This is a genomic window from Colwellia psychrerythraea, from assembly GCF_000764225.1.
Classification (GTDB): domain Bacteria; phylum Pseudomonadota; class Gammaproteobacteria; order Enterobacterales; family Alteromonadaceae; genus Colwellia; species Colwellia psychrerythraea_D.
Genome location: NZ_JQED01000005.1, coordinates 229,406 through 244,152 on the forward strand (window position 1 = coordinate 229,406; position 14,747 = coordinate 244,152).

Below are 14,747 nucleotides of genomic sequence, written 5' to 3' on the forward strand. Positions count from 1 at the left end.
CACTTTGATAGTGGTTGTAGCCTTAATATGCGATCAAGTGCGGAAGCGTTCTACCGATTTATTAAAACTGATCGCTAACTCAGTCATTTTCAATGAGGTCTCTCGGCCTTCCATACTGCCTTGGCAAACCGCATCGCCTACTGTTTTAAAGTCTTCTACCCATGAGCGCATATCAACAACTTGATGATGTGATTGCTCAGCTTGACTTGCCACTTCAGTACTTACATTGCTTAAACTTAAAATACTAGATTGAATTAATGACAGTGATTCAACTGTTTTTTGCGATAAAGCAACCGCTTGATCAGCCTGCGTTTGGTTGCTTTCCATTGACGTAACGATTTTAGAAATGGCACCCACAATGCCCGCCAACATGGTATTAATTTCAATAGTTGACTGATGTGTACGTGTTGCAAGCGTACGAACTTCATCGGCAACAACAGCAAAACCTCGACCCGACTCGCCTGCTCTTGCTGCCTCTATTGCAGCATTTAATGCTAGCAAGTTTGTTTGATCGGCAATTGCGGCGATAGTACTGACTACAGTAGAGACTTGGTCACCCGACTTACGTAATTCAATTAACATTTCAGATGAAGCTTCAATATCAGAGGCTAATGATGAAATGCTTGTCGAGGTTTTGGCCACTTGTTGTGCACCATTTTCAACAGCTTGTGCACCATCTTTAGCTTGTTCAGCTGCACTATTTGATTGCTCAAAACCAGTGGAAATTTGGCTCTCTAAAGTCATCATGCTCGATAATAATAATTCAATTTTTTCATTTAATAAATTGACCTGTACATCGGCATTTTCTGACGTTGAACCGAGAACATCAACCAAGTCGTTTATATTATTTGCAATATGTCTTACATCGGTAATTCCACTATTAAAAGCCTTAAGGAGTCGATTCACACTTTCTCCGGCAAGGCCCGTTTCATCATTAGAAAGTGTAGGTACGACTCGGGTTAAGTCATAGTTTTGTGCAACATGGTCTAATTCTTCAGCAAGCTCGCGAATAGGTAAGGCTATTTTTTTGTGAGAAAGGGTATAAGCAACTATTGCAACTGTCACTATGCTAGCAAGCAATGCTAATACCAGGAGTTGTATGTCAGCAATTTCAGTGTCAATTGCTGTTGAACTATTACTAGCATCTTGGCTAACATCTTTACTAATTTCAGTTAATTTTTCAGATATATTTTTTGAATGCGTATCAACATCAACCAAAATATCACGCGCGCCATCCCAATCTACTTCGTCAGCGGTCATGACACGCTGAAGCTGAGTCATAACAGCAAACAACACGCTGATTTCTTCAACAATAACGGGGTATTCTTGGTGCGATGATAATGCACCGCTGGCCATCAACAATTGTTCAAGACCTTGATTTTTCTCATTGATAACATTAGCGAATTCACCTGCCTCGATCATAGTACCGTACAAGCCGTACGCTGCTATTTGAATAGCATCTAAAGACTGTTTCACTTGTTGCAAATCACTTAACTCAGGTAGAGTTGCCCCAATAAACTGGCTAGTCCGTTGTTTTACTTCACTCGCAGCACCAAACAAGGTTACTGAAGCCGCAATGGCGACAAATAACACTAATAAGTAACCTAGTAAGACTTTTTTACTAATTGAAACCATTTAATTTCTCTTGAGTTAATAAGCTGAGCAGCATACATTTATACACTAAAAAGAAAGCAAGTATAGGGATTCCTCATAAAAATAGCGTTTCCTCAGAGCTGTACCCCACCTCTTTTCGGATAATAACTATAAGGTTAGTAAAATAAAACTATCAGCTTGAGGTAGCATCAAGGTAAATATCACAAAGCGACATAATAACAATTTCACCCCTAGGGTTAAGTAAAGCTCGACTCTTCTATAGATAACGCATAAGACTTATATTCCATATCTGCTTTTAAGATATGCTTCGCAAGCCAATTATAAAGAAACATAGCTATTTTATGGTGTACGTCAATATCATAATCATCGAGTTTCCCCCGTAATAAATGAAATTTTTCTCTTAATTCTCCATGTTTGTTAATATGTTCTTCGGTATCTGGATAATTAATTTGTCTTAATAAGTTTTCTTCCGCTTCAAAGTGCAGATCAATATAAGAGGATAGGCTTTGGAATAGCATAATCGCGGCTTCCTTATTATCTTGATGGAAGAAATCGTTGATCATAGCAAAGAGCACTTTATGCTGTTCATCAATTTCTGTATTGCCTATCGAATATTCCTCAATCCATGCAATGCCAACTTTATCGGCTACTTTATTATGAGAGATAATCTCTATTGGGTTTTTAACCGCTTTAGTCACACTATTTAAAATAGCACTTTTCTTTAATGGTTTAATCAGATAACCGCTTAAACCAAATGGAATCCAGCGCTTAATCTCCAATTTATCTTGATCATGTGCATAAGCGATCACAGGCATTTTATTACCTGCTTCGCGAAGTGTTCGTGTGATTTCCAGACCATTAATACTCGGTAAATCATAAGCTAACAGTGCAACATCAGGTTTAAAAGATTCAATTTTTTCTAGGGCGGCCTGACCATCATTCACCAAAGCCCATCTAAAGACAGTGTCAGCAAATATTTCCTCAATAACTCTAGCAAACATATCAGAAGGCTCAGCAATGAGTACTTTATAGCGCGATGTTTTCGGACATTCATTTTCAGGTGTATCTTTTGTTAAAAGCTCAGTATTAACACCAACCACTGATTTATTTTTTGGTATTTGGAGCTTTTCAAAGCCTAGTTTTATAGATTGATTATTGGCCTTTAATTTTATTAACTGGTCTAGAATCGTTTGAATGCTAGCCGACAGGTTTTCACTCATCTCTCCAACCGAAAGACCTATTAAGTTCTGCAAAACTCTTTTAGCTTCCTCATTATCTAGTGATTCATTCGCTGCCGATAAAATTGCACTTTCACATTGATTTACTCCTTCCGTAAATGATTTTTTCAAGGCAACGCCATGCTCTATACATGATGCCAATTCATCTTCACCATCGGAAATAAGTTGCTCTAAACTGCTATTTTTATGGTTTTCTATTATCTGTAATTCCTGCAATAGCACCAGTTTTAATCGGTATGGCTCGTTTAACGGGTTGATAATGACATAATTATCAAAAAGGCCATTTTCACAGGCTAAATAAGCACGGTAGGTTTCACGATTGCTAATCAGTAAAATAGCGCTATGGGGTGCAATTTTTTGTTCGTATTCTTCTAAATAATTTATATAAAACTGAATGGTATTTTTAACATTATTAGACGCCAATAATAAAACTTTAGGTTTCAGTAAAGTGATCTCGTGCAGCTTTTTTGGATTATATCTGTAAGATTTAAATGAAAGCTCTAATTCCAGTATTTGTTGAATAGCTGGTTCTACGCTGTCACGATCTTGGTAAACCATAATAACATCGGGGTGATTTGCTAAGGTTATTTGACTCATGAGTTATTCACCACTTGAAGTATTTTTCGCTCTTTATGTTGCAAAGTAAAGTCGGTGAGCCAATCTTCAAAATCATGTGCTCTAAGAGGGCGACTATAAAGGTAACCTTGTTGGTTAAAGCAGCCTAATTCACTTAATTTATCAGCTTGTTCCTGTGTTTCTATGCCTTCAGCAATCAAACCGACTTTAAAAGTTTTTGACAATAAAATGGTTGCCATCACAATAGCTACATCTTCAGAGCTGTGTTCAATATTATCGACAAAGCACTTATCAATTTTAACATTATCAATGGGTAAGTTTTTCAACCGTTGTAAGGAGGAATATCCGGTACCGAAATCATCAATAGCTACTTTAACCCCTAACTCTCTCAACGCCAATAAAATAGGAGTATGGTAGTTATTGTCTTCTGAGAAGAGTGACTCTGTTACTTCAAGTTCAATAGACTCAGCTGGCAGCATTTCATCGATTAATGTCTTTTTAACTTGGCCAAGCAGATCATTTCGTTCAAATTGGCGTAATGATACATTAATCGCCATCACGCCTGTGAAGACGTTATTAATACGCCACTGTCTAAGTTGATGACATGCTGTTTTTAATACAAAATAACCCAACTCTTTAATTGAACCATTTGCTTCGGCAATGGGAATAAATAAATCTGGAGTGATAATCCCTTGCTCTGGATGATTCCATCGAATTAAACATTCAACCCCGTATACTTGATAGGTTTCAGTATTAATTTGTGGCTGATACCACACTTCAAATTGATCCTTTTCAATGGCTTGGAAGATTTCACTTTCAAGCTCTAATCTTTGCTGTATAAATGATTTTTCTTTAATATCAAAAAATGAATAGTGATTACCCCCTGATTTTTTTATCTTATACATGGCAATATCTGCAAACGAAATAAGTTCTCGTACATCTTTAGAGTCTGCAGGAAACTGACTAACACCAATGCTAATCGAGGTTTTAAATTCTCCATATTGAGTATGAAAAGATTTTTCAAAAAGAGAGAGTATTTGTAAACAGATTTTATCGAGGTTTTTTAATGCTTTTTCGCCTTCAATAACGACAATGAACTCATCACCGCCTGTGCGCGCTATAATGTCATTACTTCGTAACTTAGTTTCAAGCCTGTTAGCCACGCTCTTTAATAGTTCATCTCCAACATCATGCCCTAACGAATCATTAATCATTTTGAAGCGGTCTAAATCACAAAAAAGCACGGCAAAATAAGTCGGCTGCTCTTGATTAAGAAGACATAAATGTTTTAGTTTTTCAAAAAGTAGATGCCGATTAGGTAGGCTAGTTAAAGAATCATGGTAGGCATGAAAGTGTAGTTCTTCTTCTGATTTCTTTCGATTGGTAATATCGGTGAACTGACATATATAATTAGATATTTGACCATGCTTGTCTCTGATACTACTGATATTAAGCCATTCTGGGTAAACCTCACCATTTTTACGTTTATTCCAAATCTCTCCTTGCCAAGCACCTTGACTAATTATTTCTTTCCAAAACTTTTTATAAAAATATTTATCTTGTTTTCCCGAGTTTAAAATTGCTGGTGTTTTACCAACAACTTCTCTTTCTGAGTAACCAGTAATTTCTGAAAAACTTCGATTAACCGTTTGGATAAAACCTTTATTATCAGTCACGATAATAGCTTCATTTGTGTGATCGAATATTTGTTCAATAATAGACGTTTTAGCAATTTCGACGTAATTACATTCTTGGATAAAGAGTAATATCTGTGTTAAATCTTGAGTCTGCTGACGAAAATAGCACACTTTTATTGGAAGATTACTGCCATCTTTTCGTATGAGGGTTGAATGATAATGCCCAAAAATATCACTTTTATTTGAAAAAACTTTTTTGGCCGAACAGATCTCAAAATCATCAATTTTTTTGCCGAGAATTTCTCCTTTTTCAAAGCCAGTCATCACAAGATATTGAGCACTAACGTCCACTAATTCACCAGCTAGATTTAGTGTCAATATAGCAATATCAACATCTGATTGTGTTAGTCCCTTATCTAAAAACAGCATCCTTGATAATTCCTTTTTGAAGATGAGAATTCACTACTGAAATATATTCTTCATATACTTATATATTAGTTATAATTCAATATAATGCAATTTTTTTACCTTACCTGTATTGTCTCTTTTTTGTACACCTCTATGACGTAACAAATAAAGGCGTAATCAATTTTTTTATCAGCAATCAAGGTTTTTTGGACATAAAAAAAGCGCAATAGCTAACTATTACGCGTTAAAAATAATTGTAGAGGTAAGCTGAATTAACAGTTCTGCGTTATATCTCTTTTATACGCACACTACCACCGCTGGTTTTTAATACTAATTCAGGACCACCACCATTGATCTCGCCTTCAATTGAACGTTTAGTGGTCTTTCCATCCACAACAAACTCGCTAGATACACGACCACCACTCGTTTTAGCAGAAAGATTTACCGCAACATCTTTTGCTAAATAGGCGGTAATCGAACCACCAGAAGTTTTTACTTTGCTATCTTTAGTCGGATTTGTTGGTAATTTAAGTTTAATGCTGCCGCCCGAAGTATGGGCATCAATTTTTCCAATGATATTATCAAGATCCAAACTGCCTCCTGACGTTTTAATATCAACATTCCCCTGTATATCTTCTAATGAAATAGAACCACCGGAGGTATAAGCGTCGACTTCTCCTTCAAGATCTTCAATTTCAATAGAGCCACCGCTGGTATTCAGCTCGACATTATAACTTTGCGGTAAAGTCACTTTATAAGTGATTCTAATATGGCTATTACCAAAGCTACTTCGATCGAAATCACCTTTTATGCTGATATCATCTCCATTCTTTTTGAAACTGACATCCATATCATCTTCATTTTTTCCGGTCACTTCTACTTCAACTAATACAGTTTCTTTTAGGTGGGTTTCAATATCAATAGCGCCAACATCAGTCGCAATTTTCAGTAAACCGCCATTAGCAACCGTAAACTCTTTATTAATTGTTTTTGCCTGCAAACCACCAGCCATTAATAAAAGTGCTATCGGGGCATAGGTAAAAGCATTTTTCACGTTTAACATTGGGTATCTCCATATATCGTTATTAAAAGATTCATAGCAATCCGGTTGATTTACCAAACACTTTGCCAAAATTTTATTCATTGCTAAGTGAGATGCAACATAGCAGTAAAAGGTTTAAATTTAATAGTTAATTAAATGCTTCTGACTCATTAGACTAAACACGAACTTAAGAAGAAACCACCTAATATGAGAATAATAAACAGCAAGAATGCTAGTATCAGAGGCTTAGGGCCTGCTTCTTTAATAGTTGCCCACTGAGTTTGCGCACCTAAAGCCGTCATTGCCATCGCTAAAGAAAATTGACTCGAAAAACTCAATACGGTTTTAATAGCTTCAGGTAAAATAATGATGCTATTCATCATAGCCGAAGCCATAAAGCCAAAAACAAACCAAGGAATAGTAATAATATGCTTTTTGCATTTGGTGTCGCTATCTCGATTAAGACGATTCAGTGCGACACTTAACATGAGAATAAAAGGCGCTAACATCATTACTCGAATAAGCTTAACCACGACGGCTGTTTGCATCGTTTCGCCATTGATACTTTGTCCGGCAGCAACCGCTTGTGCTACTTCATGAGCAGTACTCCCAATATAAATACCAAAAGACTGGTTAGTCATATCAACCCACTGATAAATAAATGGATAAATAAACATAGCTAAAGTACCAAAAAGTACAACGGTTGCGATGGCAATTGTAATATGTTGTTGTTTTGGTTTAAGAACAGATTCAGTGGCGAGTATGGCTGCTGCACCACATATGGCACTACCCGCTGCCGTTAAAATGGCAACATCACGATGTAGCTTCAAGACTTTAATACCGACAACAGTCCCGACAGTAAAAATAGTACTAATCATCACTAAATCAATGACAACAGCTTGCCAACCTACCGCGATTATTTGTTGAAAACTCAAGCCAAAACCAAATAAAACGATACCGAACCTAAGTAGCTTTTGTTTGCAAAAATTTGCAAAACCTTGATCATGTTTATCTGCCACTCTCAACGAAAAATGCCCATAAAACATGCCAAAGACAATCGCTAATGGCAAGGCACTCAAGCCAAAAGCTGAAACTTGTTCGACTTTTGCTAAGGCTATTGCTAACAGCGCAATAATGGGAAAAACGATATAGGTAGGCATAAGGCATCTCTTTAGGTATTTATGCGTGACCTCAAAAGAGTAATCACTTTATGGAATATAATATAACCGAAGGTTTTAGATAAGAATAATGGATTGATTCGATGTATAGTATCCATAAAACCGAATTAACTGTGCTAGATTAAAACCGAGTTAATACTGGGTTAATTACCCAATACTCAGGTCAATAATTCCTAAGGTAAATGAATCTATGAGTATATCGATAAAAAAACTTCAACTGTTTGAAGCAACTGCACGCTTAGGAAAATTAACTAAAGCAGCCAGTGAACTCTCTTTAAGCCAATCCGCCGCTAGCCAAGCGTTAAAAGAATTAGAAGTGAGTTTAGGTTACCCATTATTTGAACGGACGGGTCGAGATTTATTGATCACCGAGAATGGTCTTAAATCGTTGCCTAAAGTTCGCCAAATAAGCGATTTACTCGATAGCCTAAAACTGGCCAACTTAAACAGCATGAGTGGTGCCTTGAGAGTGGTTGCCAGCGCTACTATCGCCACTTATTTATTGCCTCAGTTGATTGCAAAATTTGTAAACGTTTATCCTGATGTTACACCTGAAATACATATTGGCAATACCCAAATGGTGATAGATTATCTAGACAAGGGTAAAGCCTCTATTGGTTTAATAGAAGGCCCCGCAGTACATAGACATTTACAAATTACACCTTGGCGAGTCGATAAATTACAAGTTTTTTGTTCACCCGAACATTCATTGGCAAAAGGCGCAATTATCACTCTCGAGCAGCTGCAGCAACACTCATGGGTATTGCGTGAACATGGCTCAGGAACACGCGCCATATTTGATGCCGCAATTGAGCAAATGGGTGCCCAAATTAGCTTGGGCATTGAACTGACGAGGCAAAGTGCTATTAAAGAATCGGTCAAAGCCGGTTTAGGTTTAGGCTGCTTGTCGCAGCTTAGCATTGCTGAAGAACTAAATAATGGTGGGTTAATTGCCTTGCATTCCCCGTTAAACCTGTCTCGTCGGTTTGCATTAGTCACCAATAAAAATAGCTATCACAATTCACTAAGCCAAACATTTTTTGATTTTTTAATCTCTGAACCTTAAACAAATAACGATGAGAGATGAACCTAAGCAGAGCAACAAAAGCAACAAAAGAGAAGAAAACTTGTGTGCCAGAATAGCATTAAACACTTTTTTAAATATTCGTGAGCAGGCAGTCATTGACATGGCAGATAGTGGTAAAGCGGTTGATAATAAAAATATGACACAAATTTTTGTGCCTTTATTCACCACAAAAAAAGAAGGCTCAGATATCGGTTTAGCGTTAACAAAACAACTAATGTTAGCGCAAGATAGCAAAGTTGCTGTGCGCAACAATAAACAAGGTGACGCAACCTATAGTTGCGCTTTTTAAGTGTTGCGCCAATTTTGATTTACTCGCTATGGTTAGGTAGCTGCCATTGTTCAAATAAACCATCACTATTGATCGTGACAATCTTATCATGATCCAAATAAGCCACACTAAGTACTGACGAACGACCCCGAGTCATTTCAGATTGCCATTCGGCAACTAATGCACCATCAGATACACGCCACAGTTTAATAACTTGTTTAGGAGATCCCGTTAAAAATAGTGAATTATCAACGGAAAATAATGAATCATTAAATTCAAAAAAGCGTAATTTGGTGTCTAATTCAGCGAGGACTTTACCGGTTGATACCTCCCAAAAAGTACGATCTTTTATTGCATCTAGTGTAAAAGCAACCTTAGCATCACCACTAATCTTGACATGATTTACCCTAGAACCGTGAGAAAACTCCTGAATATTTTCTCCTGAAGTTGTATGCCATAAACGTGCTTTTTTATCACTTGAGCCAGTAAATGCAATGGCACCATCCTCAGATAAACTCACTGAATTTATATCTAACCGATGTTTATCAAAAGTACTAACCTGATTGCGTTTAACATCAATAACACTCGCTTTACCGCTGCGAAAGCCTAATAATATTTTGCTGCCATTCTCAGAGATATCCATATCGTTAATAATATTATTGGCCACTTGCCATTCACCTATCCGTTTATTACTTTGCATCGAATATAAACGCACCGACACTTGATTTGAGACTAAATAAAATTGATTATTTTCACTAATATCAAGTAATTCGATGAATTGTGCATCATTACCCATTAAGCAATGTACGGGCGATTCTGTTTGACTTATACTCCATAAACACACGGTTTTACCATCAGCAACTAAATTAAACTGACCATCTTTAGAAAGTGCTGAAGCTGTAATAATGTTATCACTATGATTTAACGCTAATTCTGACGAACCAGTATGAACATCTTGTTGACTGCAACCCAAAAGGTTCAATACGCTTATCGCAGTTATTAGCATTACTACTTTTACCATAGTCAATTATTCCGTATAAATTTGTGATGACATTGAGAGTTATCGCCAACTATATACGATTACACTCGGTGTTGAAAATAAAGCCATATTATATCGCTTAGCCTTATGAAAATAGCAGTTACAGATGGAAATTCATCTTAGAATACCTAAGCTATAAAAGTAAGAAATAGCTAACGACTCAACGACAACGTATACTCAATAGGCTCAGTATTCTAATATGTTTAACTGTATTTAATCGTAAAATAAAGTACTTGGGAACATACGCAAATATAGCTATAGTTATCTCACTTTCACTTAATCAATTTAATTAAATATTCGGTCACAAAGGAAGTCACCATGGACAGTATTAACACTTCAAGTTTGGCAACACATTTCTCTGTCAAGGACAATTCGCATTCAGCGCAAGCCACTAAGGTGCCCGTTGCAAGTATCCCTATTGTTGATACTCCTCAACAATTAGACAGTGCGATACCAAAGAAAAGCCAGCAATTACAACCAGATCAGCTAGCGTTATCTGAAGAAGCGAGAGCTAAATCCGCTGAAGATGAAGCAAATACGAAAGAAAAAGATGATACTAAAAAAACCATAGATGCGAGTAGCTTAAGTAGTGCTATGTCACCAGAAGAAGCGGCTGCGGCAGAAAAAGCTAAAGAAAGTGATATGGATAAAAAAATTCGAGAATTATCAATGGAAATTCTCTAGTTAAGTGTCCAGATTCAGATGTTACAAGATAAAGAAGATAAAGAATCGATAAAAGAGCGCCAATCGCTTGAAGTAGACCTCGCTATGAAAGAAGGCGAACTTGAGGCATTGCTAGATGCAAAGTTACAGCAGGCTAGTGCTGGCCAATAGTCCCTAATCAATGAGAAAGTGGCGACTGTGTTCTAATAGCATTGTTATCGACATGCTAATCCACTTTTATGTCATCCATTAGTGTTAGGGCATTAAGGTCTGACCCACAGCTTCTATAGAGTAATGCCTAATGCGTATTATCATTTGCCTGTTATTTTCATTACTTTCGGCCTCAATACTTGCCGAAACAATTAAGCCCTTTAGCTCTGATGGCTGCAGTGCTTTTCCTGATGGTACCTATCAGCAGAAAGAGTTATGGTTATCTTGTTGTACCGCGCATGATTACGCCTATTGGCAAGGTGGTACATATGAAGAGAGGTTAATTGCCGATGAGCAGCTTCAGCAATGTGTTGCTAACGTTGGCGAGCCTAAAATAGCTAACCTCATGTTAACTGGTGTTCGTATTGGTGGCAGTCCATATTTACCAACACCATTTCGGTGGGGATATGGTTGGTCATACCCTCGACCCTATAAACCATTAACACCAGAAGAAAAAAGACAAATTACCCAACTAGAAACAAATTTAGTGGAAATAAATCATTAGAATACTGGTCGCTTGGTATCACTACACTGCCATCAGGCTTAAATAGTTGAACAAGTAACTGTCAGTCCTCAGTCATTAAATCTGCAAGTGCATCTATAATTTCACAATGATTAAAATGAAAACCATGACTGAGTAATTTTTGCGGATAAATGTTCTGACTTGTTAACAGTAATTCTGCACCTTGCCCCATTAAAGTAGTCAGCATGAATGCTGGTACATTAAACCAAGTAGGCCGTTTCACCTCTTTACCGAGTGCTTTAGTAAAGGCTTCATTAGTTATTGCCTGCGGAGAAGTGCAATTAATAGCACCTTCAATGCACTCTATCTGTAAGCTAAAATGAATAGCATGAATCATATCGTCGATATGTATCCACGACATGTATTGTTGCCCATGACCAAGTTTTCCACCTAAGCCTAAAGAAAAGGGTAATCGCATTTTTTCTAACGCTCCACCATCATTAGCTAATACCACCCCAGTACGTAATAACACCACACGGCAATATTCATTGGCTTTTAATGCAAGTTCCTCCCATTTTTGGCAGAGGGTATGAGCAAAATCAGGATGAGTAATTTGTGCATTTTCATGGGTTGATTCACTTCCCGTTTCACCATAATAACCGATCGCTGAGCCACTAATTAAACAACTTGGTTTGTCTTTAGACAGTGCAATCATGGCAACAATCTTCTCAGTGATTATCCATCGACTCTGACAAATATTTTCTTTTTGCTCTCGAGTCCAACGTTTATCAACAATAGGCTCTCCAGCAAGGTTAATTATCACATCAAAATAATTTTGCTCTGGTAACTGTTCAATATATTCAATATTTTGGGGTAAATATAGCTGCGCTTTTTGAGTATTGCGCGTTAAAACAGTGAATTGGTACTTGTGATGAAAGGCACTAATAAAGTGACGACCAATTAGACCTGTACCACCGGTTACTAATATTTTCATATTCACTCCGCTACATATAAAGCTATCACTCTTAAGAATACGTGAGGATTATCAAATTCGATCAATGATGAATGAAAAAGTAAAAACGAATGACATTAAGTAAAGTCGCTTTTAATTATGAGTATAGTCGCTTTAAATTAAGCCAAGGGGCAGAGTTCAAAATAATCTACGGTAGAGTCATGCCAACAATCCTGAACGGTGATATAACTTTTGCCAAGCGACCACTGCTTCTTGATATATAAATGAAATAGGCTTAAATATTCAAATATTTCAATCCATAAAGGATTCTGGCCCTAAGATGGTTACATAAAAGGTTTTATCATCATGCAATTTGGATTCAAAAATCTATTACTGATTACAATCACAATATTAGTCGGATTGTCAGTATCTTTAACCAGCTATTTTTCCTATATGAAAGAAGAAAAAACCCTGACTGCTCTTATTATTAAAGACAATAGTGCATTTGTTCAGCAACAAGCTAAGCTTATTGAAAAACAGCTCAATGAAAAGGCGCTAGGTCTAGCAAAGATTGCCAAGCTATATGATAAACAAGGAGAAGGTGGCGATATTGAGTACTTTGTTAACTTGACTCAGACTATTGCTTTTGCCATGAATCTACATAGCTCTGCGATTGGCTTTGAAAGCGGTGTGGCTTACTGGAATCAAACAAGTAATACTTGGCCTAATCACAAGTTTTCAGGCGACATTAGGACTGAATCTTATTATCAATTAGCGCGGAAATCATCAGGTACAGCAACCAGTGAGCCATACTTTGGTTCAATGACTTATTGGATCAGCATTGTTCATCAAATAAAAAATGGCATGATTTCTGTTGATATGAAATTAGATTTCTTGAATGAGTTGGTTGAAAAGTCAGCTGAAATACCAGGGGCGGTTGCACTCATATTAAACCAAGATAGCACAGTGCTAGCCTCGACAAGTCAAACGGTTGAAAACAAAAAATTAGCAACAAGTTATCCTTGGTTTAAAGAGGCCGTGTTAGGTGCTGTTAGTCAGGAAAGCAACATACAAACCTACCAATTAGATGGTGTGGATAAGCTGCTTTTTTCTCATAAAATCCAAGTAGCAGATAAGCATTGGTATTATACGCTAGGGCTTGATACAGAAGTTGCCTATGCAGAACTTTATCAAGCGAAAAAAAACGCTATTATTAGCTCATTGGCCGCAACACTGGTAAGTGTTGTATTAGTGTTCATTCTATTGCAATTCCTCTATCGACCTATTCTCGTATTAAAAGAAACAATCATGGCACTTGCTCAAGGTAACGTCGATTTAACTCAGCGACTTAAGGTAAATTCTACGGATGATCTAGGTCAAATTGCCAATGGCATTAATAGCTTTATAAAAAACCTGCAGTCAATGTTGTTAGAAATAAAAGAGGCGACAATAGCACTAGACGGCAATATTATTAAGCTAAAAGACCAATCTGAGCTTAATGCAGTAATATTAAATGGCCATGTTCAAGAAACGGAGCAAGTTGTAACAGCTATTGAAGAAATGAATGCGACAGCAGGCTCTATGGCAAGTGATATTTCTAATGTCTCTCTTCTAACCGACAGTGCTAACAGTGCTGGTCGCGAATCGATAAAAACCGTAAGCCAAGCACAAGGAACGATCGCTGAGTTGGTTTCAGATGTTGATAACTCAGTAGAAAGTGTCAGTGCAATGAGTGATAAAACCGACGGTATTAATTCCATTTTGAGTGTTATTGGTGGCATTGCCGATCAAACTAACTTATTGGCACTTAATGCTGCGATTGAAGCCGCTCGAGCTGGTGAACAAGGCCGAGGTTTTGCCGTGGTAGCCGATGAAGTACGTAGCCTCGCCAGTCGAACAAAATCCAGTACAGACGAGATTGAAAATGCCTTAGTGAGCCTACTAAAAGGCAATCAAACGGTTGTAGACTCTATGAGCGTGACAAAAGAGCGCTGCCACAAAGCGGCAACGGGCACAGGTAAAGTATCATCTAGTTTGAATGAAATGACGGAAACTGTTTCAGAAATTAATAACTTAAGCAGCCAAGTTGCCACTGCTGCTGAAGAACAAAGTAATGTTACGCATGAAGTCAGTAAAAATATGACCGCCATTAATGACATTGTTGTTGAGCTAGATACTAACGGTAAGCAAGCATTTACAGAGATCCATAGTATTAATGATATTAATCAAACCTTAACCGATATTGTTAGGCGCTTTAAAGTGTAGCTAATTTCAGGTAATCATAGACAGCTTGCTTTAACTAATAATCACAAAAAAACCGTAGCACATAAAAGCGATACGGTTTTTTATCTACAGCGCAACGGGTGTCAGTC

The 14,747-nt window shown here is 37.2% G+C and carries 14 protein-coding genes; 7 read left to right on the forward strand and 7 right to left on the reverse strand.

The window, feature by feature from the left end; translation table 11 throughout:
* Positions 1 to 33: 33 nt before the first annotated feature.
* The 5 genes from ND2E_RS18110 to ND2E_RS18095 all read right to left on the reverse strand — a co-directional run bounded on the left by ND2E_RS18110 (position 34) and on the right by ND2E_RS18095 (position 7,675).
* Positions 34 to 1,635 carry a methyl-accepting chemotaxis protein gene (locus tag ND2E_RS18110; RefSeq protein ID WP_033092398.1) on the reverse strand — a complete coding sequence of 534 codons (1,602 nt, stop codon included), beginning with the start codon at positions 1,633 to 1,635 and terminating at the stop codon, positions 34 to 36.
* 215 nt (positions 1,636 to 1,850) lie between these two features.
* Complete coding sequence (locus ND2E_RS18105; RefSeq protein WP_190277797.1) at positions 1,851 to 3,410, reverse strand: bacteriohemerythrin; 1,560 nt, start codon at positions 3,408 to 3,410, stop codon at positions 1,851 to 1,853.
* Between the two features lie 35 nt (positions 3,411 to 3,445).
* Positions 3,446 to 5,494, reverse strand: coding sequence for a GGDEF and EAL domain-containing protein (locus ND2E_RS0121200; RefSeq protein ID WP_052056227.1), 2,049 nt, complete (start codon positions 5,492 to 5,494; stop codon positions 3,446 to 3,448).
* A gap of 265 nt (positions 5,495 to 5,759) precedes the next feature.
* The gene (locus ND2E_RS18100) at positions 5,760 to 6,536 is read right to left on the reverse strand and encodes a DUF4097 family beta strand repeat-containing protein (RefSeq protein WP_033092400.1); all 777 of its coding nucleotides are present in this window, start codon (positions 6,534 to 6,536) and stop codon (positions 5,760 to 5,762) included.
* 149 nt (positions 6,537 to 6,685) lie between these two features.
* Positions 6,686 to 7,675 (reverse strand): YeiH family protein, encoded by a 990-nt coding sequence (locus ND2E_RS18095; protein WP_033092401.1) that lies wholly within the window; start codon positions 7,673 to 7,675, stop codon positions 6,686 to 6,688.
* A 208-nt stretch (positions 7,676 to 7,883) separates the two neighbouring features.
* Here ND2E_RS18095 and ND2E_RS18090 point away from each other — a divergent pair, with 208 nt between their 5' ends.
* Positions 7,884 to 8,759 (forward strand): LysR family transcriptional regulator, encoded by an 876-nt coding sequence (locus ND2E_RS18090; protein WP_033092402.1) that lies wholly within the window; start codon positions 7,884 to 7,886, stop codon positions 8,757 to 8,759.
* Positions 8,760 to 8,769: 10 nt separating this feature from the next.
* Positions 8,770 to 9,069 (forward strand): ATP-binding protein, encoded by a 300-nt coding sequence (locus ND2E_RS18085; protein WP_033092403.1) that lies wholly within the window; start codon positions 8,770 to 8,772, stop codon positions 9,067 to 9,069.
* Between the two features lie 19 nt (positions 9,070 to 9,088).
* Here the strand turns inward: ND2E_RS18085 and ND2E_RS18080 are convergent, their stop codons facing one another.
* On the reverse strand, positions 9,089 to 10,069 hold the full coding sequence (locus ND2E_RS18080; RefSeq protein ID WP_033092404.1) for a WD40 repeat domain-containing protein: 981 nt from the start codon (positions 10,067 to 10,069) through the stop codon (positions 9,089 to 9,091).
* A gap of 336 nt (positions 10,070 to 10,405) precedes the next feature.
* Between ND2E_RS18080 and ND2E_RS22145 the strand changes: the two genes are divergently transcribed.
* The 3 genes from ND2E_RS22145 (at position 10,406) to ND2E_RS18075 (ending at position 11,465) form a co-directional block, all read left to right on the forward strand.
* Positions 10,406 to 10,771: a hypothetical protein gene (locus tag ND2E_RS22145; protein ID WP_223303524.1), complete on the forward strand. Its 366-nt coding sequence runs from the start codon at positions 10,406 to 10,408 to the stop codon at positions 10,769 to 10,771.
* 18 nt (positions 10,772 to 10,789) lie between these two features.
* Positions 10,790 to 10,921, forward strand: a complete 132-nt coding sequence (locus ND2E_RS23455; RefSeq protein ID WP_263281868.1) for a hypothetical protein — start codon at positions 10,790 to 10,792, stop codon at positions 10,919 to 10,921.
* A gap of 130 nt (positions 10,922 to 11,051) precedes the next feature.
* Complete coding sequence (locus ND2E_RS18075; RefSeq protein ID WP_033092405.1) at positions 11,052 to 11,465, forward strand: hypothetical protein; 414 nt, start codon at positions 11,052 to 11,054, stop codon at positions 11,463 to 11,465.
* A 61-nt stretch (positions 11,466 to 11,526) separates the two neighbouring features.
* On the opposite strand, the gene ND2E_RS18070 is transcribed toward ND2E_RS18075, so the two are convergent.
* A complete protein-coding gene (locus ND2E_RS18070; RefSeq protein WP_033092406.1) occupies positions 11,527 to 12,417 on the reverse strand; it encodes a TIGR01777 family oxidoreductase in 891 nt (296 codons plus the stop codon).
* An 89-nt stretch (positions 12,418 to 12,506) separates the two neighbouring features.
* Here ND2E_RS18070 and ND2E_RS23035 point away from each other — a divergent pair, with 89 nt between their 5' ends.
* Entirely contained in the window at positions 12,507 to 12,659 is a 153-nt protein-coding gene (locus tag ND2E_RS23035) for a hypothetical protein (protein ID WP_190277798.1), read from the forward strand.
* 169 nt (positions 12,660 to 12,828) lie between these two features.
* Positions 12,829 to 14,640 (forward strand): methyl-accepting chemotaxis protein, encoded by a 1,812-nt coding sequence (locus ND2E_RS18065; RefSeq protein ID WP_223303525.1) that lies wholly within the window; start codon positions 12,829 to 12,831, stop codon positions 14,638 to 14,640.
* The last annotated feature ends 107 nt before the right edge of the window (positions 14,641 to 14,747 follow it).